The organism is Chondromyces apiculatus DSM 436 (assembly GCF_000601485.1).
GTDB lineage: Bacteria > Myxococcota_A > Polyangia > Polyangiales > Polyangiaceae > Chondromyces > Chondromyces apiculatus.
This window is the reverse complement of sequence record NZ_ASRX01000053.1, coordinates 14,577-40,438: the sequence shown is the minus strand read 5'-3', so window position 1 is coordinate 40,438 and position 25,862 is coordinate 14,577. Positions and strand designations below refer to the sequence as shown.

General features: G+C 69.4%; 13 protein-coding genes. 12 read left to right on the top strand and 1 reads right to left on the bottom strand.

Going from position 1 to position 25,862, the window contains the following annotated elements:
* Positions 1–30 precede the first annotated feature (30 nt).
* The 11 genes from CAP_RS28845 to gspN all read left to right on the top strand — a co-directional run bounded on the left by CAP_RS28845 (position 31) and on the right by gspN (position 11,346).
* The gene (locus CAP_RS28845) at positions 31–1,806 is read left to right on the top strand and encodes a GspE/PulE family protein (RefSeq protein ID WP_044246873.1); all 1,776 of its coding nucleotides are present in this window, start codon (positions 31–33) and stop codon (positions 1,804–1,806) included.
* Positions 1,807–1,817: 11 nt separating this feature from the next.
* The gene (gspF, locus tag CAP_RS28840; protein WP_044246872.1) at positions 1,818–3,044 is read left to right on the top strand and encodes a type II secretion system inner membrane protein GspF; all 1,227 of its coding nucleotides are present in this window, start codon (positions 1,818–1,820) and stop codon (positions 3,042–3,044) included.
* Between the two features lie 9 nt (positions 3,045–3,053).
* The gene (locus tag CAP_RS28835) at positions 3,054–3,467 is read left to right on the top strand and encodes a type II secretion system protein GspG (protein WP_044246871.1); all 414 of its coding nucleotides are present in this window, start codon (positions 3,054–3,056) and stop codon (positions 3,465–3,467) included.
* Positions 3,468–3,472: 5 nt separating this feature from the next.
* The gene (locus tag CAP_RS28830; RefSeq protein WP_231511749.1) at positions 3,473–3,916 is read left to right on the top strand and encodes a type II secretion system protein; all 444 of its coding nucleotides are present in this window, start codon (positions 3,473–3,475) and stop codon (positions 3,914–3,916) included.
* Positions 3,917–3,977: 61 nt separating this feature from the next.
* On the top strand, positions 3,978–4,688 hold the full coding sequence (locus CAP_RS28825) for a pilus assembly FimT family protein (RefSeq protein WP_044246870.1): 711 nt from the start codon (positions 3,978–3,980) through the stop codon (positions 4,686–4,688).
* A gap of 54 nt (positions 4,689–4,742) precedes the next feature.
* Entirely contained in the window at positions 4,743–5,462 is a 720-nt protein-coding gene (locus tag CAP_RS28820; RefSeq protein ID WP_044246869.1) for a type IV pilus modification PilV family protein, read from the top strand.
* Entirely contained in the window at positions 5,459–6,403 is a 945-nt protein-coding gene (locus CAP_RS28815) for a type II secretion system protein GspJ (protein ID WP_081865362.1), read from the top strand. The genes CAP_RS28820 and CAP_RS28815 overlap by 4 nt, the downstream gene beginning before the upstream one ends.
* Positions 6,404–6,480: 77 nt before the next feature.
* The gene (locus CAP_RS28810) at positions 6,481–7,839 is read left to right on the top strand and encodes a type II secretion system minor pseudopilin (RefSeq protein WP_231511748.1); all 1,359 of its coding nucleotides are present in this window, start codon (positions 6,481–6,483) and stop codon (positions 7,837–7,839) included.
* A 26-nt stretch (positions 7,840–7,865) separates the two neighbouring features.
* Positions 7,866–9,371 carry a type IV pilus biogenesis protein PilM gene (gene pilM / locus CAP_RS28805; protein ID WP_044246867.1) on the top strand — a complete coding sequence of 502 codons (1,506 nt, stop codon included), beginning with the start codon at positions 7,866–7,868 and terminating at the stop codon, positions 9,369–9,371.
* A complete protein-coding gene (locus tag CAP_RS28800) occupies positions 9,371–9,988 on the top strand; it encodes a type II secretion system protein GspM (RefSeq protein ID WP_081865361.1) in 618 nt (205 codons plus the stop codon). The genes pilM and CAP_RS28800 overlap by 1 nt, the downstream gene beginning before the upstream one ends.
* Positions 9,985–11,346 (top strand): type II secretion system protein GspN, encoded by a 1,362-nt coding sequence (gene gspN, locus CAP_RS28795; protein WP_044246866.1) that lies wholly within the window; start codon positions 9,985–9,987, stop codon positions 11,344–11,346. The genes CAP_RS28800 and gspN overlap by 4 nt, the downstream gene beginning before the upstream one ends.
* 91 nt (positions 11,347–11,437) lie before the next feature.
* Here gspN and CAP_RS28790 read toward each other — a convergent pair whose 3' ends face one another.
* The gene (locus CAP_RS28790) at positions 11,438–12,298 is read right to left on the bottom strand and encodes a radical SAM protein (RefSeq protein WP_197041398.1); all 861 of its coding nucleotides are present in this window, start codon (positions 12,296–12,298) and stop codon (positions 11,438–11,440) included.
* A 1,367-nt stretch (positions 12,299–13,665) separates the two neighbouring features.
* Here CAP_RS28790 and CAP_RS45770 point away from each other — a divergent pair.
* Positions 13,666–25,419, top strand: a complete 11,754-nt coding sequence (locus tag CAP_RS45770; RefSeq protein ID WP_052376236.1) for a hybrid non-ribosomal peptide synthetase/type I polyketide synthase — start codon at positions 13,666–13,668, stop codon at positions 25,417–25,419.
* Positions 25,420–25,862 lie beyond the last annotated feature (443 nt).

The window sequence follows — 25,862 nt, the reverse complement described above, 5'->3', positions numbered from 1 at the left end:
GTCGAGCACTGCTCGGTGGTACAAGGAAACATGAGCGCGCAGCAGCACTATCTCGGAGAGATCCTGGTCCGGCGGGGCGTCGTCCCCGAGGAGCGGCTCATCCCGTTGTTCGAGACGATGCGCGAGCGGGGGCAATCGCTCACGGAGCTCCTCGTGCAGAACAACGTGACCGACGAGCAGAGCATCGCGCGCGCTCTCGCGGAGGAGTGTGGCTACGGCCTCCTCCCCAAGATCGACACCGACGCGGTGCCGCTGGAGATCGCGGAGCGGGTACCGATCGGCTACGCGAAGCTGCACCGGATCCTGCCCCTCGGGATCCATGACGGGGCGGTCTTCTGCGCGCTCGCCGATCCGCTCGACACCACCGCGATCGACGACGTGAGGGCGCTCTTCGGGATGCCCGTGGAGATCGCGGTCGCCACCAGCGAGGCGGTGGTGAACGCCATCAACCGGGTGTGGGAGCGCAAGGAGAACGACGGCGGCACCTTGCAGGGGGACCACGCCCACGAGGACGACAACCTCGTCGACATCATCGAGTCGGACGACGACGCGCCGATCATCGCCTGGGTGAACAGCCTCTTCGCCCAGGCCGTGCGCGAGCGGGCCAGCGACATCCACATCGAGCCGGAGGAGCGCGACGTCGTGGTGCGCTACCGGATCGACGGCGAGCTTTACGTGTCGCGCCGCGCCTCGAAGCAGTTCATGGCACCGATCATCGCGCGCGTGAAGATCATGGCCAGCCTGAACATCGCGGAGAAGCGCCTCCCGCAGGACGGCCGCATCACCCTGAAGATCGCGGGCAAGAGCGTCGACATCCGCGTCTCCACGGTCCCGACGAGCCGGGGGTTCGAGCGCATCGTGATGCGTATCCTCCACAAGGCCTCGGTGTTGCTCGATCTGCCCGACCTCGGCTTCGCCCCGCGCGAGTACGGGATCATGAACGAGCTGATCCAGCGGCCCGATGGGATCATCCTGGTGACGGGGCCGACGGGTAGCGGCAAGACCACGACGCTCTACGCCTGCCTGAACCGCATCAACGAACCGAGCCGGAACATCCTCACCGCAGAGGACCCGGTGGAGTACGAGATCGGCGGGATCCACCAGATCCACGTGCACCCGGCGATCGGGTTGACCTTCGCCAGCGCGCTGAGGGCCTTCCTCCGCCAGGACCCTGACGTGATCATGGTCGGCGAGATCCGCGACAAGGAGACGGCGGAGATCGCGATCCACGCCTCCCTGACGGGTCACCTCGTGCTCTCCACGATCCACACGAACGACGCCCCGGGCGCCGTGACCCGCCTCGTGGAGATGGAGATCGAGCCCTTCCTCGTGCGGAGCAGCGTGATCGGGATCCTGGGGCAGCGCCTCGTGCGCATGCTCTGCCAGCAGTGCAAGGTCCCCTATCGACCCACCGAGTACGAGCTGTACCAGCTCGGCCTCGACAAAACTCGCCTGTCCTGGAAGGCGCGCAGGAAGCTAACGCCCCGCTACCAGGTTCATGGACAGGAGTACGAGTACATCGGCCAGACCATGGTGGACCCAGTGTTCTACAAGCCGGGCGGCTGCGACGCATGCATGAACAAGGGGTTCATCGGGCGGCGCGGGATCTACGAGCTGATGGTCGTGGACGACGCGGTGGGTCCGCTCATCCTGAAGAGCGCGGACGCGCAGACCGTCAAGCGGGTGGCCACCCGCAGCGGCATGGACACGATGCGGGATGATGGAGCCCGCAAGGTGCTGAAGGGGATGACGACGGTGGAAGAAGTCCTCGCGGCGACGCAAGAGGACGTGGTCATCGACGAGTAAGGGGGTCCCTCTTGGCCGTCTTCGAATACCGAGGCATCTTCGCCACCACCGGCAAGCCGGTGAAGGGCGTCCGCGACGCGGAGAACGCGAAGGCGCTGCGGGTGGTGCTGCGCAGAGACGGCATCATGCTGACGAGCGCCACCGAGGAGCGCTCCAAGTCCGCCGCCCCGTCGCGTGGCATCAGCCTGAAGGGGTTCTTCGGTCGGCCGAGCACCGGAGACGTCGCGCTGATGACGCGCCAGCTCGCGACCTTGCTCAAGGCCGGCGTGCCCCTGCTCGAATCGCTGAACGCGCTGATCGACCAGGTGGAAAAGGAGGCGCTGAAACGCGCGCTCACGCAGGTGCGCGAGCAGGTCCGCGAGGGGCAGAGCTTCGCGAAATCCCTGGAGGCGCACCCCAAGATCTTCCCGAACCTCTACACGAACATGGTGCGCGCCGGCGAGGCGTCAGGGACGCTGGAGGCCGTGCTGGAGCGGCTCACCCAGTTCATGGAGTCGCAGGCGAAGCTCAAAGGGAAGGTGACCGGGGCGCTCGTCTACCCCATCTTCCTGACCCTGATCGGCGCCGGGCTGATCACCGGCCTGATGGTCGGCGTGGTGCCGAACATCACCTCGATCTTCGCGTCGATGGACCAGGCGCTGCCCTGGTACACGGCGCTGCTCATCTTCACGTCGGACCTCATCGCCGGCTACTGGTGGGTGTTCCTCCTCCTGGGCGTCAGCGGGGCGACCCTGTTCCGGCGGTGGGTACGGACCACGGAGGGGCGGCTGAAGTGGGACGGCATCGTCCTCAAGCTGCCGCTCTTCGGCCGGGTGCTCCAGCGGGTCTCCATCGCCCGCTTCTCGCGCACCCTGGCGACGCTGCTCTCCTCGGGCGTGGAGCTGCTCACGGCGATGAACATCGTGCGGAGCGTGCTCGGCAACGCCGATCTCGAGAAGGTCGTCGGGGACGCGATCAGCTCGATCCGGGAAGGCCAGAGCATCGCCGACCCGCTCAAGAAGAGCGGCCGCTTCCCGCCGCTGGTCACGCACATGATCGCCATCGGTGAGCGCACGGGGCAGCTCGAAGAGATGCTGCGCAGCGTCGCCGACGCTTACGACACGGAGGTCGAGTCCCAGATCCAGGCGCTGACCAGCATCCTGGAGCCGCTCATCATCGTGGTCATGGGAGGAGCCGTCGGCTTCATCGCGATCTCGATCCTCCTGCCGCTCACCCAGATGTCGAGCTTCGCAGGGTGAGGGGGCGACGTGGCACGACGGAGACAGCGCGAGCAGACCATCTTCTTCCCCTGGGAGCGGGGCGGCGGCTTCTGGCGGCGCTCCGGGCTGTCGAGGGCCCGCCCCTTCGCCGCCGGGCTGGCGATGGCCCTGCTCTTGCTCCTCCTCGGCGCGCGGGAGCGCGACCGCGTGGGCGAGCGGTCGACGCGCGCGACGATGGAGGTGGTCCACCGCGCGGTGGAGATGTACCGGGCCGACAACGGCCGCACGTGTCCGACCTCCCTCGCGGAGGTCAGGGAGAAGGGGTACCTACCGATCGATCCCGTCGACGCCTGGGGGAGGCCGCTCCGGCTGACCTGCCCAGGCAGGCGTGACGCGGAGGGGTATGATCTGACGAGCGACGGTCCCGACGGCGTGATCGGCGGGCTGGACAGGGTGGAGTGAATACCATGCAGATGAGCGCAACGAAGAAGAGGATCCGCAAGCTCGGCAAGGCCGTTCAACGGGGCGTGACCCTGGTGGAGGTGCTGATCGTCGTGGCCATCATGGCCGTCATCGCCGGCGGGGCGACCTACCTCGTGTTCCCTGAGTACAAGAAGGCGCGCATCAAGACGTCCGTCGTCGGAGCGACCACCATCAAGCAAGCTGCGGAGGTGTACCGCGAGCTTGAATCGATGTCGGACGCGTGCCCGACCATCCAGGACCTGGTGAGCGGGAAGAAGATCGACGCCTCGAAGACCGACGATCCGTGGGGTATGCCCTACCGGATCAAGTGCGAGGATGGCGGTGACATCCGCGTGTACTCGAACGGCAACGATCGCAAGGAAGGGACACCCGACGACGTGAAGGACAACTTCAAGCAGTCGGACATCGAGAAGGTCGCCAAGCTGTAATCACGCTTCGATCAAGCATCGAGCGCGCGTTGCTCGCGCGCCGAGGAGAGGGGCTAGGGTCATGCATCGTCACCGCCGGAGTCGAGGCGTCAGCCTCGTCGAGGTACTCATCGCGATCGCTCTGGTCGCGGTGGTCACCGGAGGTGCGGTGACGAGCATGGGGCTCGTGGCGAGCGCGCGCCTGAAGCGTAGCGCCTCGATGATCGCCGGGGCCGTGCGCATCGCCTACGCGCACGCCAACGCGAAGTCCCGGCCGGTCCGGCTGGTCTTCGACTTCGAGGAGCGGATGATCGTCCTCGAAGAGTCGACGGCGGGCTCGATGGCGCTGAAGAAGAAGGACGCGACCGGGGGGGCGGCGGCCGCGACGGAGGCCGAGCGCGCCGCCATCGAGGAGGCCGACGCGATCTTGAAGGGCCCCCGCGCACCGCGGCCGTCGTTTCAGGCCACGAAGGCGTTCGGGTGGAACCTCGAAGAAGACCGTCCCGGAAAGCAGCTCGAGAAGGGCATCCGGTTTCTGCAGATCGAGACGGCGCACCAGGACGACCCGCTCCAGACGGGGCGGGCGTACCTCTACTTCTGGCCCGGAGGTCAGACGGAGAGGGCAGCCATCCAGCTCCTGATGAGCGACTCCGGCAAACCCGACGAGGGGACAGTGCTCACGGTCCTGGTCTCGCCGCTGACAGGGAAAGCGGAGATCAGAAAGGGCGCGGTGAACCTGCCGAAGCCACGGGACGACGACGAGGAGTCCGAGCGCCAGGATTCCGGGTTCTGAACGGGAAGCACGGCGGTGACTCGCTGGTTTCCAGGGCTGGCAAGGGGAATGGCAATGCGATCCGAGAAGCGCGGGTTCACGCTGCTGGAGGTGATGGTGGCCATCGCCATCCTCGGGTTGGCGCTCACGACCATTCTCGCGGCGCAAGCTGGGGCGCTGTCGAACGCCTCCCAGGCGCGCAACATCAGCCAGGCCACGGGGCTGCTCCGCTGCAAGATGAGCGAGCTGGAAGAGCGGCTCATGCGCGAGGGCGTATTCCCCGAGATGGATGAGGCGGACAGCGGCGCCTGTTGCGAGGGCGACGAGTCGTCCATGCGGTGCTCGTGGAAGATCGAGAAGCCCGAGTTCCCTGATCCCAACTACGGCGACCTGGATCTCAACGCAGACCTGGACTCATCGGGACTCGAAAAGCTCGGCCCACTCGCCCAGGGGACGCAATCAGGCAACCCGTTCGGCGAGAACGCCTCGGTCACCGACATCGCGCAGCAGCTCGCGGGCGGCGGGACGGAGGGCGCTGCCGGGGCGATGTCGGGAATGCTCGGGACCGTGATGCAGATGGTCTATCCGGACCTGAAGATGATCTTCGAGGCGAGCACCAGGCGCCTCACGGTGAAGATCACCTGGAGGGAAGGGAGCAAGGAGCGAGAGATCGAGATCGGCCAGTGGTTCACCATCCCGCAGCGGGGGATGCCCCCCCTGGACATGGGCGGCATGCTCGGCGGGGGCACAGGGACGGGGACTTCCCTGGGCGGCTCGCAGGGGACGTCGAAGTGAGCACCCCGCGGGTCCTTTCCAGGAGACGGCGGCGCGCGTCCGCCGCACGCCGCGGCGAGGCAGGACTCACGCTGGTCGAGGTGCTGATCTCGATCTCGATCCTGGCCCTGATCGGCACGCTCATCTACGGCGCGTTCGACGGGATGAACCGCACCCGCAGGGGGATTGGCCAGATGAGCGACAGATACCACCAGGGCCGGCAAGCGCTGAGCCGGGTGGCGCGTGAGCTCCAGACAGCCTTCCTCTCCAGGCACATGCCGCTGGATCAGAACTACCTCGTGCGAAAGACGATCTTCATCGCCGAGGACTCATCGCCCGCAGACCGCGTCGATTTCACGGCCTTCGCTCACCGGCGGCTGATGAGCGACGCGCACGAGTCTGATCAGACGGAGATCGGGTTCTTCGCCGTGAGGGATCCAGAGCAGCGGAACAAGCTCGATCTGGTGCGGCGCGAGTCGAAGTTCATCGACCTGGAGCCGGAGCGCGGTGGGGTCGTCAACGTGCTGGCCGAGGACATCGACAGCTTCAGCCTTCAGTATTTCGACCCGATGACGGGCGAATGGACCGACTCGTGGGACTCGAGCCAGGTCACGGGGCAGTACGACCGGTTGCCCCTCCAGGTGTGGATCACGCTGGTGCTCCGGGGAGGTCCTGGGGGGCAGCTCATCAAGTTCGAGACCAAGGTGCCCATCGCCATGCAGGTGCCGCTCGGGTGGGCCGATCAGAACCCGAACACCTCGAGCCAGAGCCAGAACGGCGGGGTCCAGTCCGGCAACGACGTGAACTCCGCGCTGAACAGCGCCTCGCAAGGAGGCCTCTCAGGAGGCATGGGGAACACAGGCAACGGCAGGGTGCAGGGAGGCGGGGCGACGCGAGGAGGCGGCATGACCGGCACCGGCATGTCCGCCGGGAGCCCCTCCACCCGAGGGACCAGGCAATGAGCGCTCCCGGGCTGCAGGGTCGGCGGAAGCGTGCCCGGAGACGGCACGATCGGCGCGGGGTCGCGCTGGTCATGGTCATGGGAGCGATCGCGGTGCTCACCGTGTTCCTCACCGAGCTGCAAGAGGAGACCAGCTCCGAGCTGTCTGCCGCGCTCGCGGACCGTGACTCCCTCAAGGCTGAGTATCACGCCCGGAGCGCGGTGAACCTCGCGCGGCTGGTGATCGCCATGGAGCCCACGGTGCGCAACGCGCTGGCGCCCATGTTCATGCTGATGGGCATGCAGCAGTCGCCGCAGCTCCCCGTGTGGAACTACGCGGACATGCTGATCGGCCCCTTCAACGACGCCTCGGGCTCGGCCGCATTCACGGGGATCGCGGGGGTCGATGCGTCGACGGGCAAGAACCTGGGGATCACGGGCGGCGGGCGCTTCGAGCTCAAGATTGTCGACGAGGACTCGAAGATCAACGTCAACCTCGCCGCGAAGGGGCACCTGTCGTTCAGGGATCAGGGACGCCTCGCGCAGCAGCTCCTCGCGCTCTTCAACCAGGAGCAGTACCGCCCCATGTTCGAGGGGCGTGACGCGGACGGGCAGTTCTCCGACAGCACCACGATCTGCAGCGCCATCATCGACTGGGCGGACTACGACGACACGATCAACGGCTGCAACCCGACCGCGACGACGGCCGGCGCCGTGGCCACAGGCGCCGAGGACAACTTCTACCAGACCATCGGGCAGCGCTATCTCCGCAAGAACGCGGCCTTCGACTCGCTCGAAGAGCTGAGGATGGTCCGGGGCATGGGAGACGATTTCTGGGCGACCTTCGTCGACCCCGATTCGAGCAACCCGAGCAAGCGCATCCTGACCGTGTGGGGAAAGCCTCAGGCGGCAGTCAACGTGAACACCGCCAACCCGGCGACCCTGCTCGCCATCGTCTGCGCCTACGCCGATCCGACCACACCCCTCTGCGTCGACCCCGCGCAGGCAGCGCAGTTCATCATGGGGCTCTCGCTGGTCCAGGGGATGCTCCAGGGCGCCCCCGTCTTCGGCAAGGGCGCCGACTTCGTCAACGCCGTCACCGGCCAGGGGCAGGGCGGTGGCATCGGCGCGATGGTCCTCTCCTCGCTGGGAGTGCAGCCCGTCACCATCAACCAGGCGCTCAAGAAGGACTTCACCGCCGCCGTCAGCACGGACAGCAAGTTCTTCAGCATCTACGCCGATGGGGTCGTGCCGGGGAACAAGCGCGAGACGCGGGTGCGCATCCACGCGGTCATCGACATCACGGGGGCGCAGGCGCTCACGGAGGTGGCGCAAGGGTTCCCCATCATGCCCACCGGAGGGTCCACGATGGTGGGCTCGGCGTTGACGCCGCAAGCCTACGAATCACAGGTCCGGATCAACCCCGCCGGCAACGTCGTCTACTGGCGCATCGAGTAGGATCAGAGCACAAGGGAAGTCTTTCGATGGCAAGGTTGCTCGGAATCGACGCAGAGAAGAACGTGGTGCGGACGGTGCTCATCCGCACCGCGTACCGGAAGGTGTTCCTGGAAGCGCTCGGCGAGGTGTCGGTCGCCGACGCCGGCTCCCAGCTCACCGCCCTGCGGGAGGCAGCAGGGCAGATCAAGCCCGACGCCGCGGCCATCGCGCTCTCCGGCGAGCAGTCGTTCTACAGGCGGCTCGACATGCCCGCCGCGGCCCAGAAGGAGCTGGAGAGCGTCCTCGCCTTCGAGCTGGAGGCCACCATCCCCTTCGAGATGGAAGACGCCATCTTCGATTACCGCGTGCTCAAGCGCGAGGCTGGCTCGGCCACCATCCCGATCTTCGCCGCGGTGGCCCGGGTCAGCGACGTGCGTGAGCGGATCGCGGCCGTGCGCGAGGCCATCGACATGGAGCCCGAGCGGGTGTCCACGGGGCCGCTCTCCTTCGCGAACCTCGACGCGGTGATGCCCTCCCTGGCGAAACCCCCGAGCGCGGCCACAGGGCCAGTGGCGATCCTCGATCTCGAGCATCACAGCTCCGACGTGCTCATCCTCCAGGACGGAGAGCCCGTGTTCGCGCGAACGCTCTCCCGCGGGACAGCGGGGCTGCCGGGCTCGGCGTCGATGCTCGCCCGCGAGCTGCGCCAGACCTTCGCGGCGTGGCGCAACCTGGGCGGGGAAGCTCCGGCAGGCATGTACCTGATCGGAGGCGGCGCGAGCGTGCACGGCGCCGAAGCGTTCCTCGCCGGCGAGGTGGGGGTGTCGATCCTGCCGATGCCTCAGCCGAAGCTCGAAGGCGTGACGCCGGAGCAAGCGGCTGCCCTGCCCCGCTTCGCCAAGGCCCTGGCGCTCGCGCTCGGCCTCGCGGGTCGACCCAAGGGCCTCAACCTGCGCCGCGGCGCGCTCGAAGCGGAGCGGAGCTACCCGTTCCTGCGGGAGAAGGTGCCGCTCCTGGCCGGCCTCGGGACGGTGATCGCGCTGAGCTTCGGCTTCTCGATGGTCGCCGAGATGCGCGGTCTGGACGCCGAGAACGAGGCGCTCACGGCCGCCCTGGCGACCGCCTCGCGCGACGTGCTGGGCGAGGAGACCAGCGACCCAGTGCGCGCGCGCGAGCTGCTCGAGAGCGGCCCCGCAGCGGATGAAGATCCCATGCCTCGCATCGACGCCTTCGACGTGATGGTGCAGCTCTCCAAGGCGGTGCCCAAGGAGGTGACCCACGACGTCCTCGAGCTCGACGTGAGCCGTGGTCACGCGACCATTCAGGGCGTGGTCCCCTCCGTCGCCGACGCGCAGGCGATCACCGAGAAGCTGAAGGAGTACCGCTGCTTCCGCGACGTGAAGGTCGGCCGCTTCTCCCAGTACACCGAGGGCAAGCAGAAGTACGTGCTGGAGATGACCCTGGCCTGCGAGGACAAGAAGAAGAAGACCACCAAGAGCGGCGCTGACGCCGAGGGCAGCGCCTCTCCGTCCGAGAAGCCGGAGGGAATCTGATGAGCACACTTCGCGAGCGCCTCGACAAGCTGGAGCCGCGGGAGAAGCGCCTCCTCACGATCCTCTCCGTCTTCATGGGCGCGCTGCTGCTCCTGGCGCTGCCGCTCGGTTTGCTGCGCATGGTGTCGTCACAGCGCAGCGAGAACCAGGAGGTCCGGGACCTGATCGCGTCCGTCTACGAGGCCGATGCGCGCCTCGCCGAGCGCAAATCCCAGAAGGACGCGCTCCTGGCGCGCTACGCGAAGCCAGCGCCAGCGCTCGCCGGGTACCTCGAAGAGACGGCGAAGAAGCAGGGCCTCTCGGCGTCGGAGTCTCAGGAGCGGCCCGACGTGCCTCACGGAAAGCGGTACACCGAGAAGGTGACCGTGGTGAAGATGAACAAGATCGGGATGCTTCCGCTCGCGAAGATGCTGGAGCAGATCGAGACGTCGGGCTATCCGCTCTCGGTGTCCAAGCTGAACCTCAAGCCGCGCGCTGGCGAGCCGGACTCGTACCAGGTGGAACTCGGCGTCTCGGCCTTCGAGCGCAAGCCCGACCCGAGCAGCGCGGCCGCGGGCACGGGCGCGGCGCAGGCGGGCGCAGGTGACTCCTCGGAGGATGGGGAGAGCGAGCAATGAAGGAACGCTTCTTCAGGGTGGCAAAGTGGCTGGCCTACCCGGCTTTCTACCTGCTCTGCCTGTTCATGTTCGGTTACCTCACCTTCCCCTACGACCGGCTGAAAGACCGGCTGATCGCGGAGTTCGATCGCACGCAATCCAAACGTGGCGGTGCGGCTGCACAGAAGCTCGAAATCGACGAGCTGGACTCCTACTGGTTCACCGGGGTCGAGGTGAAGGGAGCGCGGCTGATCATGCCTCCCGCCGACGGCGCGACGGGGCGGAGCACCACCACCGCGTCCGCAGGAGCGGGCTCCGCGGACGCCAAGGCCACGGGGCCGAAGCCCACGGTCATCGAGATCGACGAGGCACACGCGCGGGTGCGGCTCCTGCCGCTGCTGCTCGGGCGGGTGAGGGTCGACTTCTGGGCAAGCGTGTTCGGCGGTGAAGTACAGGGCGTCGCCCCCGTCGGCAAGACGGATGGCGCGATCGAGGTCGAGATGGAGAACCTCGATCTGAGCAAGATCGAGCCGCTCGGCGAGGCGATTGGCGGCATCCCCCTGCGCGGCACGGTGAGCGGGAAGCTCGAACTCGAAGCGCCAGAGGGGAAGTTCAACAAGGCCGACGGCCTCCTCGAGCTCACCGGCTCGGAGGTCATGGCTGGAGACGGCAAGACCAAGATCAAGGGCTTGATCGAGCTGCCGACGGCGCGCCTCGGTGACCTCACCATCTCCGCTGAAGCCAAGGAGGGGGTCCTCAAGATCACCAAGCTCTCGGCCGGCGGGCCCGACATCGAGCTGGAGGGCGACGGCAAGGTCAACGTGCGCGAGCCCTGGAACAACTCCTCGATGGATCTGTACGTGCGCTTCAAGTTCTCGGATGCGTACCGGGGGAAGAACGACACCACGAAATCGGTGCTGGGCGATCCCAGTGGCTCCGGGCCGCCCCCCCTCATCGAGACCCTGGAGCCGCGGATGAAGCGCGCCAAGCGCTCGGATGGCTTCTACGGGTGGCATGCCCACGGAGCGCTGAAGCGGCCGAAGTTCGATCCCCACGCGACCGATACGCCAGCGGCGACCCGGCAACGTGGCAAGAGCAGCGACTCCCCCTTCGCGGGAGGTGGTACCAAGAAGCCCGGGGGGCTGGGGTTGCCTCTCGGCACGTCGGAGGCGAAGAAGCCGGGTCCTTCGGCCAGCCCGGACAAAGAGGTGACGCGCGAGAAGGAGCAGGTGGAACCTCCATCAGAGCCCATGCCGGTACCTGCGCCCCCTCCCGCGCCTGAAGAAGCGGCCCCGATCCCGCCGGAGCCGGCGCCAGAACCGCGCGCTCCGGTCCGCGGGGAAGATCAGACGGACGAGAACCCGCCGCTCGAACAGTGACGACACTGCGCGCGCTCTCCACCGAGAGGGCGCGCAGACTTCACCCCATCACCCCCCCATCACCGCCGCCCGATCCCGCTTCCGCGTGGGCTCAAACGCTCACCCGCGTGGGCAGTCCAGCCTCTTCGATGCGCGAGGCAAAGGAACGCAGCCAGTCCTCGGAGAGGGGCGTGATGCGCGCCGCCTCGGGTTGCATCGAGGGTCTCGCCACGGTGTACAGGAGCACGCCGAGGAGCGGCGCGCTCCCCCCCGCCAGGGTGCGCACGCCCTCCAGGTAGACGCGCTGCTCTTCCTCGGAGGGAGGCTGCCCATCCCACGCGAACAGGCACGTCTGAATCCAGGTGGGGCAGCGCTCGGCCGCGGCTCCGAGGCGCGCGACGTGATCCTCGACGGGGACGGCACTGCCATTGATCCAGCGCGAGCCTTCGGCCGTGAAGCTGTCGAGCTTGAACCAGACCTCCCCGTGCAGCTCGGAGAGACGTGACACTGCAGCCATGACTGCAGGCTTGTTCATCATGGAGCCGTTGGTGATGAGGACGAGCTTCACCGTACCGAGCAAGCCGAGATCGTTCAGCACCCTGCCTGCGATCTCGACGGCTTCGCGAAACTGAGGCGACGTCGTCGATTCTCCGTTACCGGAGAACGCCACGTCATTCAGACGGCGCGCGCCCTCCGGGACACAGCGCTCCATGAAGTCACCATGCGTGATCTCCTGCAGCAGGCTTCGCAGCTCTTCCTCGAGCCTCGTGAGGTCCACCTGCGGGCCCTTTCCGAAGATCAATCCGGGCACCTGGCAATAGACGCATCGCCAGTTGCACGCATTGTTCGGGTTCAGATTGATGCCCACGGACACCCCTCCCGCCCGTCTCGATACCACCGGATAGACATAGGTCATGCCGGCCGCATCACGATCGTGATCGACCACGGAGAGTTGGCGCAGCGTGGATCCCACGTGCGCAGTGTAAGCACGCGACGTGGGGGCACCAGTCAGATGCGCGGCAGGTCGTGACGGGACGGAAGGGTCAGCTCGGGTGCATCGCGCAACGGCAGCGGCGCTTCAGCGTAGCCCGTCCAATACAGACGCAGCCGCGATGCGCCGGAGCGATGCCGGAGCGATGCCGAAGCGATGCGGAGCGATGCCGAAGCGATGCCGGAGCGATGCCGGAGCGATGCGGAGCGATGCCGAAGCGATGCCGGAGCGATGCCGGAGCGATGCTGGAAGCAGAGAGGGCTACGTCCAAAGTTGACACTGCTTCGTGCGTAAGATTACCCTATCGTCCTGGGGGAACACGACCATGGCGCGACAGGGGGAGCCGCGGCCGGACGAGGCGTCATTCTGTGGAGATGACGGGTCGTCCACGGCGCGAGGGGGACGTCTCACCGTTCGGTGGAGGCAGGGTGGCTGCTCCGTGGTGAACATTCCCCGGTGCGCGCATGATTTGCGCGATTCGTCCCCTGGGCTTTCGCGTTGCACCAATTGCTGACGGAGTCGCTGCCTCTATGAACGAAAAGTGAGCGCGCTGGTAGAGATAATCACCTATCACTTAGAAGCACCATTCATGACCCATGGTGTGCCTCCACGCGTCGAGGCGATACCTGAACCATGCATCGATGCCTGCGATCCTGCGTACCTATCGGAGGAGGGCGACCTCCACGCGTGGAACGAGATTCGCGTCGCCTCGCCCCGTCGGATGCACCGCGAACGAAGTTCCGCGGAATCTCGAAACCCTCGAAGCGCTGCGGGCGTAGCAAGGAAGGCCCGGCGTCTCGGGCGGTGTGGGCTCGTTTCCCGGTGCTTTCGTGGGCCAACCCCGGTAGCCGGACTCCCTTCCGACGACACGCCCCCGCGAGAGATGCCGCTTCGATGGCACAATTCCAGAAGGCATGCGCCGATTTCACGCTGTATCTGGGGTCACGGATTTCGGCACAGAATACGCGTCGAGCGGATTGCTCGCATATCACGAAACCTGTCTAATTTTTGACGCTCGTGCCGCACATATGCGGTGCCGTCCCCGCATAAGAAGGGACATTTAACTTGCAGCGGGTTCACGATCCATCATATCGTCCGCATAATAGGATTAGGATAAATGGCCAGATCGACTGAGCGATGGCAGTGCTTGCCCTCCTCCCAGTCCGAGTGAGCTTTGGTGTCTGCGTTCGCCCCTCAATGGGCGATCGGCTCTATTTCACCGAATCATAGCCATCCAATCATCCCTGAGGCGCGCGGAGGCGTGGTCGTTAATGACACGCGTCCTGCTGCATTCTGCAACCTTGTCGGTGATCGCTCGCCGTCCAGCGGCGGAGCGACAGAGGTGGACCATGAAGAAGATCGATGGACATCCCATTTCCTTCGAGCAAGAGCGCATCTGGTTACTGAGTCAGATCCACGGGCACTCTCCCGCCCTCCAGGAGGGTGGTGGTGCCTGGATCGACGGAGATCTCGACGTCGCACGGTTGCACGCTGCACTGCAGGAGGTGGCGAGCCGGCACGAGATCCTCCGCACGGTGTTCGTCGAGCGCGACGGGATGCCAGCGCAGATCGTCAGACCACATTTGCAGGTCGACTTCGCGCCCATCCTGCTGGATACGGCCTCGGACGAAGCAGCGCTGCAGGCTGCCAGGGTGGCTGCGGCGAGTCCCTTCACACCGAGCGCGGCGCCGCCTTGGCGGACGCGCCTCGTTCACGTCCACCCTCGTCGTCATCTCCTGGCGCTCTCGCTCCACAGCCTCGTTGCAGACGCCACCAGCGTGGGGCTGCTGCTCGCAGACATTCTCTCCTCGTACCGGGGAGACGCAGGCCCTGCTCCGGCCCTGCATTACGTGGAGTACGCCCACGCTCAGGCCTCTGAAGTCGCCACTGGAACGGCCGAGGGCCTCGCCTTCTTCCGGGAGCAGCTCACCGGAGCCGCACCCGTGCTGGAGGTGTGGGGCGACGTGGCCATCAAGCCGGACCCTTCCCTCGAATCCGCTGCGACCGAGTGCACTCTCCGCGGTGGCTTCGCCGCTGCGGCAAGCCACTCCGGAGAGGCCGCTCCCATGGAGCACGAAGCGTCGCTGCTCGCCTCGCTCGCGACGGTGCTGCACCGCTCCTCCGGGCAGCGAGAGGTGGTCTTCGCCCTGCGCACGAGTGGACGAGACCGGCCCAGGTGGGCTCATCTGATGGGGCCTGTGGGGAACCTGGTCCCCGTCAGGGTCTCGTTCGACGACGACCCGACCTGGCGCGTCCTGGTCGCGCGCGTCGCCACGTCCATCGAAGAGGCACGCGCACGGCAGGTGGTCCCCTTCCAGCAGATCGTCGAGGCGCTCGCCCCACCACGCATCCCGGGTCGCACACCCCTCGCTCAGGTGCTCTTCGAACATCGTATCCCTTACCCAGCGCTCCACGGGGGCCTGGACCTCGCGCTCAACGCCGTTGATCTGCGCCCCTCCTGGTCACCCTTCGACCTCTCCGCATCGTTCAGCGAGCAGGATGGCACGCTGCGGCTCGAGCACCGCACGGCCCTCTTCAGCACCACGGCTGCAAGGCGGCTGCTGCGTTCCTGGGAAGCGCTGGTACGCACCGGGAGGCAATCCCCCGCCGCGAGGGTATCGTCGCTTCCGGTGCTCACCGCCGGCGAACGTGCCGTGATGGTCAGCGGCTGGAACGACACCGCTGCCGATTTCGCGCGCAACGCCGGCGTTCACCACCTCTTCGAGCGTCACGTGGAGCTGACCCCGGGCGCCGAAGCGGTCGTGCTCGAAGACCAGTCGCTCACGTTCCTGGAGCTCGACCGTCGCGCCAACCAGCTCGCCCACCGCCTTCGCGAACTCGGCGTGGGGCCGGAGACCCTGGTGGCCTGCTGCATGGAGCGCTCCCTCGAGGCGGTCGTGGCGTTCCTCGGCATCCTCAAGGCCGGCGGCGCGTACCTTCCCCTCGACCCCGCGTACCCGGCGGAGCGGCTGGCCTTCATCCTGGAAGACAGCGCGGCCCCTGTGGTCCTCACGCTCGGGCACCTCGAAGCGCGCTTGCCGCCCCGACGCGGGGTCACCTTGCGCCTCGACCTGGAGTGGGCGGACATCGCCCGCAGGAGCCCCTCGCGGCCCCAGGTGGCGACGAGCCCGCTCAACGCCGCGTACAGTATCTACACCTCGGGCTCGACGGGCCGACCCAAGGGCGTGGTGGTGGACCACCGCAACGGAGCGCAGCTCGTCGAGGCCCAGCGACGCGCGTTCGGGGTGGGACCTGGAGACCGGGTCCTCCAGCTCGTCTCGCTCGGCTTCGATGTCTCCGTCGGGGACTTCATCCTCGCGCTCTGTGCGGGAGCGACGCTGTGCCTGATCCCCCCGGCCGCGTCCTTGCCCGGTCCGGCGCTCGCCGCGCGCTTGCGTCGGCATCGCGTGACCTTTGCGACCTTCGTCCCCTCGGTCCTGAACCAGCAGCCACTGGAAGCGCTGCCCGACCTCGCCACCGTGGTGGTGATCGGGGAGGCCTGCCCCGCCGCGCTGGTCGAGCGCTGGGCGCCCGGTCGCCGCTTCGTGAACGCCTACGGGCCCACGGAGTGCACCGTCTACGCCACCACGGCCGACTGCGCCCCGGGCACGGGCGCGCCTCCCATCGGTCGGCCCATGGCGAACACGCGAACCTACGTGCTCGACGGCCACGGTCACCCCGCGCAGGTGGGCGTCGCCGGAGAGCTCTACCTCGGCGGCACCGGCGTCACTCGCGGCTATCTCGGTCGCCCCGCCCTCACGGCGGAGCGGTTCGTTCCGGATCCCTTCGCAGAGGCGCCCGGCGCGCGCATGTACCGCACCGGCGACCGGACGCGATGGCGGGAAGACGGCGCGCTGGAGTTCCTGGGACGCCTGGACCACCAGCTCAAGATCCGCGGCGTCCGCGTCGAGCTTGGCGAGGTCGAGGCGCACCTCTGCGAGCACGCGACGGTGCACGAGGCCGTCGTCATCGCCCGGGACTTCGGCCCCGGCGACGTGCGCCTCGTCGCCTACGTCGTCGCGCCACCGCAGCCGCCTGCCGTCGCGCAAGGCGTGGCCTGCACCTCCACCTCACGCCCCGCCGTGGAGGCTCCTTCGGCGCAGACCCTGCGCACCTTCCTCCGCGAAAGGCTCCCCGACGCCATGATCCCCTCGGCGTTCGTGGTGCTGGACGTGCTCCCTCTCACGCCCAGCGGCAAGGTCGACCGGCGCGCCTTGCCCTCACCCCAGGGCACCCGCGAGGAACACCTCGGCGCCTTCGTGGACGCGCGCAACCCGCAGGAAGCACACCTCGTCGCCCTGTGGAGGGAGCTGCTCCACACAGCCCGGATCGGCATCCACGACGACTTCTTCGCGCTCGGGGGGCACTCCCTGCAGGCCGTGCAGATGCTCGCGCGCATCCGCCGCGACCACCACGTCGACCTGACTTTCTCCGACCTCTTCGCCAGCCCCACCGTGGCCGCTCTGGCAGCCCTCCTCTGCGCGCGCAGGCCCTCCGTCGCGCAGGCCCTCATTCCCATCCCCTCCCTGCCCCGTGGCGGTCTGCTCCCGCTCTCGTTTGCCCAGGAGCGCCTCTGGTTCCTCCACAAGCTCGCCCCCGAGAGCACCGCGTACACCTGCGCCACGCTGTTCCGGCTGGAGGGGCCGCTCGACACGGACGCGCTCCGGAAGAGCCTCGACGACCTGGCGCAGCGCCACGAGATCCTGCGGACCACCTTCATCGAGACCGACGGCGCGCCTGCACAGCGCGTCCATGAGGAGATGACGTGCCATTTCACGGCCCAGGACCTGTCGGCCCTGGCCGTACCCGAGCGCGACGCCGAGATGCACCGCCACCTCGACGCGGAGATGGCGCGCCCCTTCGATCTGGAGGGCGGGCCCCTCTTCCGGGCCGCGCTGCTGCGGGCCGGTGCCGGCGAGCACGTGCTGCTCCTCGGCTTCCATCACATTGTCACGGACGGCTGGTCCATGGGCATCGTGCTGCGCGAGCTGGCCGCCTCGTACAAGGCGCGCCGCGACGGCCTCCCGACGCCCCTGTGCCCCCTCGCCGTGCAGTACGCCGACTACGCGGCGTGGCAGCGCCGCACCCTCGACGACGCGGCCCTCGACGAGCACCTCGCCTACTGGCGGGCAACGCTCGCCGGAGCGCCGCCGCTCCTCGAGCTGCCCGCCGACCGCCCCCGCCTTGCTGCCCTGAGCTTCCGCGGCGCGACGGCATCCTTCCGCCTGGAGGCCAGCACCGCGCACGCCCTGCGGGAGCTCGCGCGCGCGCGGAGCCTCACGCCGACCATGGCCTTGCTCGCCGTCTATGCGGCGCTCGTCCACCGCTACACCCACCGCGACGACCTGGTGATCGGCATCCCCGTCGCCGGCCGCGAGCGCGTGGAGCTCGAGGCCACGCTCGGGTTCTTCGTCAACACAGTCCCCGTGCGGCTCGACCTCTCGGGCGATCCCACCTTCGAGGAACTCCTCCACCGGGTGGGGAAGGCGAGCGTGGAGGCCTACGAGCACGCCACCGTCCCCTTCGAGAGGCTCGTCCAGGAGCTGCGCATCGCGCGCAACCCGAGCTACAACCCCCTCGTCCAGATCGCCTTCGCGCCTCAGCCTCCCGGCGAGCGCCACCTGGCGCTGGACGGCGTGACCGTCCACCCGATCGCGGCAAAGGCACGCTCGACCATCTTCGATCTCAGCCTCTTCTGCTGGGAGGAGAGCGACGGCAGCGTGCAGGGTGCCATCGAGCACAGCACCGACCTCTACGACCGCTGGCGCATCGACGGCATGATCCGGCACTTCCTGGCCCTCGCAGAGGAGGCCACCCTGGCGCCGCACGCCCCCCTGTCGACGCTCCCCATGCTCTCCGCCGAGGAGCGGCTCCGGATCGTCGACGTTCTCGGGCGCGGTCCTTCGCGTCCGCTTCCCCTGTCGCACTGCCTGCACACCCTCTTCGAGGACCAGGTCGACCGCGACCCCGACGCGCCGGCCGTCGTTGCCGAGGGCCGCGCCTTCACCTACCGGGAGATCGACGAGGCGGCGAACCGCCTCGCGCGCCGCCTCCGGGAGGCTGGCGCGGGCCCCGGCACCCTGGTCGCGAGCTGCCTCGCCCGCTCCAGCGACGTCGTGGTGGCCTTCTTCGGCATCCTCAAGGCAGGAGCCGCCTACCTGCCGCTCGACCCGGCGCACCCGGCCGATCGCCTCGCCTTCCTCCTCGAAGACAGCGGCGCTCCGGTGCTCCTCTCGCACGCCGCCACGGCCGGACGGCTCGCGGGCCACTGCGCCGTCACGCTGCAGATGCCGGCGGTCGATGCAGGTCGTGAGCCGAGCGGCGCCCCCCGGCTCTGCTCCCAGGTGCGCCCCGCGGATCCCGCCTACGTGATCTACACCTCCGGGTCCACCGGACGGCCCAAGGGCGTCGTCGTCGAGCACCGCAATGCCGTGCACCTCGTCGAGGCGGGCCGCGACCCGCTCGCCCTGGCCCCTGGCTCCCGGGTGCTGCAGACCGCGGCGCTCGGCTTCGACGCCTCCATCTGGGAGCTCCTCATGACCCTGTGCGCGGGCGCGACGCTCTACATCGAGCCGCTCCACGCGCTGCTCCCCGGGGCCGACCTGTCTCGCTCGCTCCGGCGCCACCGCATCACCGCGGTGTTCCTGCCGCCCTCGGTGCTGGCGCAACAGCCCGTCGAGGCCTTCCCGGATCTCGAGACCCTCATCGTCGGCGGCGAGGCCTGCCCGGCGGAGCTGGTCGACCGCTGGGCGCAGGGCCGCCGCCTCCTCAACGCCTACGGCCCCACCGAGTGCGCCGTGGCCTCCACCATGACCGCGTGCTCGCCTGGCCAGGGCGCGCCTCCCATCGGGCGCCCCCTCGCCAACGTCCGCGTTCTGCCCCTCGGCCCCCGCGGCGAGCTGGTCCCCGTCGGTGTCCCGGGCGAGCTGCACCTCGGCGGCTCCGGCGTGGCGCGCGGCTACCTGCGCCGCCCCGAGCTGACCCAGGAGCGCTTCCTCCCGGACCCCTTCGACGACACCCCGGGGGCCCGGCTCTACCGCACGGGCGACTGGGCGCGCTTCCTCCCTGACGGCCAGCTCGAGTTCCTGGGCCGCATCGACGATCAGGTGAAGGTCCGCGGCGTCCGCATCGAGCTGCAGGAGATCGAGAAGGTCATCCTCGAGCACCCTGCCGTCCAGGAGGCGACGGTCCTCCTCCGCGAGGACACGCCTGGCGAGCGCCGCCTCGTCGCGTACATCGCCCCCCGCCCTGGCTGCCCGGGCATCGCCGTCGAGAAGGGCGCCATCGAGGCCGAGCAGGTCTCCGACTGGCGTGACCTCTACGACGACACCTATGGCCGCGCGCCCGCGCCCGAGGGCGACGTCACCTTCAACATCTCGGGCTGGACGAGCAGCTACACGAGCGCCCCCATCCCCGCCGAGGACATGCGCACCTGGCGCGACGGCGCCGTGGCGCGCATCCTCGCCCTCCGACCCCAGCGCGTCTGGGAGATCGGCTGCGGGACGGGCCTGCTCCTCTACCAGCTCGCCCCCCGCTGCGCCGCGTACCTCGGCACGGACTTCTCCGAAGCCGCCATCTCCCTCTTGCGCAGCGGGACCGCCGCGCGCGGGTACGACCACGTTCGGCTCGAACAGCGCGAAGCCAACAGCTTCCATCCGACCGACGAGGGGCGCTTCGACGTCGTCGTCCTGAACTCCATCGTGCAGTACTTCCCCGACGCCCGCTACCTGCGCGCCGTCGTCGAGGGCGCCGCGCGCGCCGTCCGCCCTGGCGGGGTGATCTTCATCGGCGACGTGCGCAGCCTGCCCCTCCTGCCCGCCTTCCACGCCTCCGTGGAGCTGCACCGCGCTCCTGCCCGCCTCCCCACGGAGGTCCTGCGCGAGCGGGTACGGCGCGCCATCGCCACCGAGTCGGAGCTGGTGCTCGATCCCGGGCTCTTCCATCGCTTCGCGCGCGAGATCCCTGGCCTCGGGGGCGCCGAGGTCTGGGTGAAGCGGGGCCCCGGAGACGACGAGATGACCCGGCACCGCTACGACGTGCTGCTCCACGTCGGCTCCCCCCCGCCCTCCGTGGTGGTGGACGGCCTGCGGCGCTTCGACGACGCGTCGGGGAGCCTCGCATCCATCGAGCGCTGGCTCACCGCAGACCAGCCACGAGCGCTCGAGATCCACGGCGTCCCGAACGCGCGCGTGCTCCGTGACGCCCGCTGCCACGAACGCCTCGCCACCCTGTCGTGCACCGCCGAAGCGCTCGGCGCCCGCGCGGCCGAGGACGCGGTAGGCGCCATCGTTCCCGAGAACCTCTGGCTCCTCGGCGAGCGGCTCGGCTACGAAGTCCGCGTCGCCCCGGGCCACGAGGACCCGTACACGGTGGACGTCCTGTTCGAGCGCACAGCGCTCGGTCGGCCACGCACCTGGTGGTCGCGCGCCGGGCGCACCGGGTGCCCCGAACGCGCAAGCCACGCAAGCCACGCCGGCGCCGATGGCCTCCCCGCGGCGGCGCTCGCCAACGATCCCGTGAGCGGCAAGCGCGCCCAGCGCCTCCTGCCCACCGTGCGCGCGGCGCTCCAGCACCGGCTGCCGGACTACATGGTGCCGAGCGCCTTCGTCGCGCTGGACCAGCTCCCCCTCACCCCCAACGGCAAGATCGACCGGCGCGCCCTGCCTCCCCCCGACCGCAAGAAGTCGGAGCTGTCACGGGACTTCACGGGGCCGCGCACCCCGCTCGAAGAGGCGCTCTGCGCGATCTGGTGCGAGGCCCTGGAGATCGAGCAGGTCGGCATCGACGACCCGTTCTTCGAGATCGGCGGGCACTCGCTCCTGCTGGCGCGGGTGCGGGCCACCATCACGGCGCGCCTCGGCCACGACCTGCCCATGGTGGAGCTGTTCCAGCGCCCCACCATCCGCAGCCTCGCAGCCCACCTCGACGCCTCCACCCGCGAGGCCACCTCGCCTCAGGAGGCGTCCTCTACCCACGCGGAGACCGCCTCCACGCCTTCCGATCGGCCCGCGCTGCTCCCTACCTCGCCCTCGAGCGACGCGCCCCCACGCAATGCGTACCTACCCGCCACGTCCCCGCGCGACGCAACCTCCCCGAACGCCGTGGCCATCATCGGCATGACGGGCCGCTTCCCCGGCGCGCGCGACGTGGACGAGCTGTGGCGCAACCTCTGCGCGGGCGTCGACAGCATCACCTTCTCCACCGCCGAGCAGCTCGACGCTGCGGGCGTGGACGTCGCGCTCCAGCGCAACCCCCGCTTCGTCCCCGCCGTGGGTCAGATCGACGACGCGCTCGGTTTCGACGCAGGCTTCTTCGGCTACAGCCCCCTCGAAGCGAAGCTCATGGACCCCCAGCACCGTACCTTCCTCGAGTGCGCCTGGGAGGCTCTTGAGAGCGCCGGCTATGGCCCGCGCGCCGTCGCCGGGGTCGGCACGCGCGAGGCCCACCCGGGCGCCCGGGTCGGGGTCTTCGGTGGCTGCGACGCGCCGCGCTACTGGATGGAGCGCATCGGTGCCCAGTACACCCCGCTCAGCGTCGAGGAGTACCAGGTCATGGTCGGCAACGTCGCCGACACCCTCACCACCCGCGCCGCCTACAAGCTCGACCTGCGCGGTCCGGCGCTCACCGTGATGACCGCCTGCTCCACCTCCCTGGTCGCCGTGCACCTCGCCTGCCAGAGCCTCCGCGCCGGCGAGTGCACCGTCGCCCTTGCTGGCGCCTCGGTCATCCTCCCACCCGACCGGCTCGGCCACATCGCCGAGGAGGGCGCCATCACCTCCCTCGACGGCCACTGCCGACCCTTCGACGCCGAGGCCCAGGGCATCGTCGGCGCCAGCGGCGTCGCGCTCGTCGTCCTCAAGCGCCTCGACGACGCGCTCCGGGACGGCGACACCATCCACGCCGTCATCCGGGGCAGCGCCATCGGCAACGACGGCGGAAGCAAGGTGGGCTTCATGGCCCCTGGCCTCGAAGGCCAGGCCGAGGTGATCACCCGCGCCCAGGAGGCCGCCGACATCGACCCCGACTCCATCGGCCTCGTCGAGGCGCACGGCACCGCCACCGCCCTCGGAGATCCCATCGAGGTCGCCGCCCTCACCCGCGCCTTCCGCCGCGCCACCGACCGGCGCGGCTACTGCGCCCTCGGCTCGCTCAAGGGCAACATCGGCCACACCGGCGCCACCTCGGGCGTCGCCGGCTTGATCAAGGCCGCGCTGGCGCTGAAGCACGGCGTCATCCCGCCGACGCTGCACTTCCGGCGCCCGAACCCCGGCCTCGACCTCGACGCCTCGCCCTTCTTCGTGAACACCACCCCCTTGCCCTGGCCGCGCAGCGGCACGGCGCGACGGGCCGGGGTGAGCGCATTCGGCGTCGGCGGCACCAACGCCCACGTCATCCTGGAGGAAGCCCCGGAGATCGCCGCGTCCGCCCCCTGCGGCCACCCCCAGCTCCTCCTGCTCTCCGCACGGACCGACGCAGCATTGGAGACCGCCACCGACCGGCTCGCCGCGCGCTTCACCGCGGAGCCCGAACTCAACACGGCCGACGCCGCCTTCACCCTGCAGCTCGGCCGCGCGGAGTTCCCCCGCCGCCGCGCCATCCTCGGCGGTGACGCGACCTCCACCACGAACCGCCTGCGCACCCGCGACGCGGCGTGGGTCTGCACCGACGCCGTCACGAGCACGCGCCCCAAGGTGGTGTTCATGTTCCCCGGCGGCGGCAGCCAGGACCGCGCCATGGGCCGCGCCCTCTACGAGGCCGAGCCCGTCTACCGCGACGCCCTGGACCACGTGGCGAGCCTGTTCCGTGACGCGCTCGAGGTCGACATCCGACCCCTGCTCTTCGCGGACGACGCAGGCCGCCCCGAGGCCGACGCGCGCCTGCGCACGCCGAGCCTCAACCTCGCGGCCATCTTCGCCACCGAGCACGCCCTCGCCGAGCTGCTCTGCGCCTGGGGCATCACCCCGGCCGCGGTCACCGGCCACAGCCTCGGGGAGTACGCCGCCGCGCGCCTCGCGGGGGTGCTCTCCCTCGAAGACGCCGTGGCCCTCGTCGCCCTGCGCGCCAGGCTTTACGAAGAGCTGCCCAGCGACACTGCCACCCTCATCGTCCCCCTCTCCGAGGCGAACCTCCGGCGCCATCTCCGCGATGGCCTCTCGCTCGCCGCGGTCAACGCGCCGGACGTCTGCGTGGTCTCCGGCAAGCTCGGGCCCCTCGCCGCCCTGGAGGACGAGATCCGGCGCGACGGCCTCGAACCCCGCCGCCTCCCGCTCGCCGCCGCCGCGCACTCCTCGCTCATCGCGCCCCTCGCGCACCGCCTCGGTGAACGCGCCGCACGGATGGACCGCCACCCGCCGCGCATCCCCGTCGTCTCCAACGTCACCGGAGGCTGGCTCGACGCGCGCGAGGCCTGCGACCCTCACTACTGGACGCGCCATCTCGCCGGCACCGTCCGCTTCTCCGACGGGCTCACCACGCTCTTCAAGGACCCGTCACACGTGCTCGTCGAGGTCGGCCCTGGCAGGACGCTCTCCACCCTCGCCCGCCGTCACCCCGACGGCGCGCAGCGCGCCGCGTACTCCACCATGGCCGGCGCGGGCTCCAGCCGCAGCGACCTCGAAGCCGTGCTCTTCACGGTGGGCCAGCTCTGGTGCGCTGGCGCCGCCGTCGACTTCGGCGCCCTGTGGCGCGGCCAGCAGCGCCGCCGTATCCCCCTGCCCACCTACCCCTTCGAGCGGACCCCGCACCTCTTCCGCAGCGCCGCGGCTCCCGCGCCACCCACCCCCTCGGTGCACCTCACGCTGCCGACCATGGTCCCCTCGGCCGGGAGCCTCCCGCCCGGAAGCTTCCCGCCCGGAAGCTTCCCACCCGGGAGCCTCCCGCCCGGAAGCTTCCCGCCGCCCACCCTCCCGCCCAACGCGTCAGGGCGCAGCTCGAACGTCTACATGACGATGCAGAACGACGTCGTCCAGACGATCGCCGCCATCTGGCGCGAGGCCCTCGGCGTCGACCAGACACGCCCTGACGACAACTTCTTCGATCTCGGCGGCGACTCGCTCATCGCCGTCAAGGTGCTCGCCCGGGTCATGGAGCAGCTCGGCGTCCAGCTCCCGGTCCATGCCCTCGTCGAGACCCCCACCTTCAGCGCGCTCACGTCGCGCATCCGCTCCGACCTGCCCGTCTCGCGGGAGGTGGACGGTCCCCCGAGCGCGCCCCCGAGCGTCCCCCCTCCCCCTTCCCGCCGCACGCGGCTCATCGTCCGCCTCTCCGACGGCTCGGGAGGTGTCGACCGGAGCCTCCGGCGCGACAGCAGCCCTCCTTCCCAGCGCGGCGCAGGGCGCGCTCTCTTCCTCATCCAGCCCATCGGCGGCACCGTCTTCTCGTATGTGCCGCTCGCGCGCGCCCTCGGCGTCGGGATCCCCGTGTACGGGATCCGCGCCTCGGGCATGGAACCTGGTGAGCCCGTCCTCGACGACGTGGGCGAGATGGCGTTGCGCTACCTCCAGGAGCTCCGCACCATCCAGCCCTCGGGCCCCTACACCCTCGGCGGCCACTCGGCCGGCGGCGTGATCGCCCACGAGATGGCGCGCCAGCTCGTCGCGGCCGGCGAGCGCATCGCGCTCCTCGCCCTCCTCGACACGCCCTCTCCCCTGGGCATCCGCCGCGCCCGCATCGAGGGCGCGGAGGACCTCTTGCGCCACGCCGAGTCCTTCCGTGACCATGCCCAGCGCGCCTACCAGGGGTTCACCACGGCGCTGCGCGAAGAGACGGCGCTCGGTGCCGTCATGGTCGCCACCTGGCGCGCCATCTCCACCTACGAGCCCACCCCCCTCGACGTGGAGACCGTCTACCTCCGCGCCCGGGAAGCGCGCGATCCCCTCGACCCCTGCCCCGAGCAGGACTGGGGACAGCTCGCACCGGGAGCCTTCTCTCTGCACCGTGTCCCGGGCAATCACTTCAGCATGATGGACACGCCGCACGTGTCGGAGGTGGCGCGCCGCCTCGACCAGCACCTCGCCCTCCTCGACGGGCCGATGGCCACGCGCCGCTCGCCAGGCGCGGCCGAGCCCCTCGCTTCCGCCGACGCCCTCCGCTGGGTTTCTTGATCCACCCGGCGGGTGCACGCGCCCCCGCCGCCCCGCCGCCCCGTCGCTGCACACGCGAGATCCAGAGCCCACGCGGACGCCGGGCTCTCTGCATCGGCTCACCCACCTCGGCGCTTCGGTCCAATGCGCGTCCGCGGTGGTGAGTCGATGGACGCAATCACGCCCCTGCACCGACAACGCGCCGGAGCGATGGGCTTTGAGAGCGCTCCTTCGAATCATGATTTCAATGATCTGGTCCCGTGTTCGTCCAATGCGGACGCTCATTGACCACGCTCACCGGAACGGATAACCATTCGCCTCCGCTGCGCTGCATGAGCCGCCCACGGGCGGGAACGACGCCGGCTCTCCCTGGAACACCTCTCCATCCGGGCACCTTGCCAACGGAATGGTGGCGGCTCACTGCCAATCGCGCGTGGCGCTGGAAGGAGATTGCATTGATGCGA

What these genes read in the sequence shown, in the direction of transcription:
- CAP_RS28810 (WP_231511748.1), top strand. Translation starts at nt 6,481, where the DNA reads ATGGGAGCGATCGCGGTGCTCACCGTGTTCCTCACCGAGCTGCAAGAG.
- CAP_RS45770 (WP_052376236.1), top strand. Translation starts at nt 13,666, where the DNA reads ATGAAGAAGATCGATGGACATCCCATTTCCTTCGAGCAAGAGCGCATC.
- CAP_RS28825 (WP_044246870.1), top strand. Translation starts at nt 3,978, where the DNA reads ATGCATCGTCACCGCCGGAGTCGAGGCGTCAGCCTCGTCGAGGTACTC.
- pilM (WP_044246867.1), top strand. Translation starts at nt 7,866, where the DNA reads ATGGCAAGGTTGCTCGGAATCGACGCAGAGAAGAACGTGGTGCGGACG.
- CAP_RS28800 (WP_081865361.1), top strand. Translation starts at nt 9,371, where the DNA reads ATGAGCACACTTCGCGAGCGCCTCGACAAGCTGGAGCCGCGGGAGAAG.
- CAP_RS28845 (WP_044246873.1), top strand. Translation starts at nt 31, where the DNA reads ATGAGCGCGCAGCAGCACTATCTCGGAGAGATCCTGGTCCGGCGGGGC.
- gspN (WP_044246866.1), top strand. Translation starts at nt 9,985, where the DNA reads ATGAAGGAACGCTTCTTCAGGGTGGCAAAGTGGCTGGCCTACCCGGCT.
- CAP_RS28830 (WP_231511749.1), top strand. Translation starts at nt 3,473, where the DNA reads ATGCAGATGAGCGCAACGAAGAAGAGGATCCGCAAGCTCGGCAAGGCC.
- CAP_RS28820 (WP_044246869.1), top strand. Translation starts at nt 4,743, where the DNA reads ATGCGATCCGAGAAGCGCGGGTTCACGCTGCTGGAGGTGATGGTGGCC.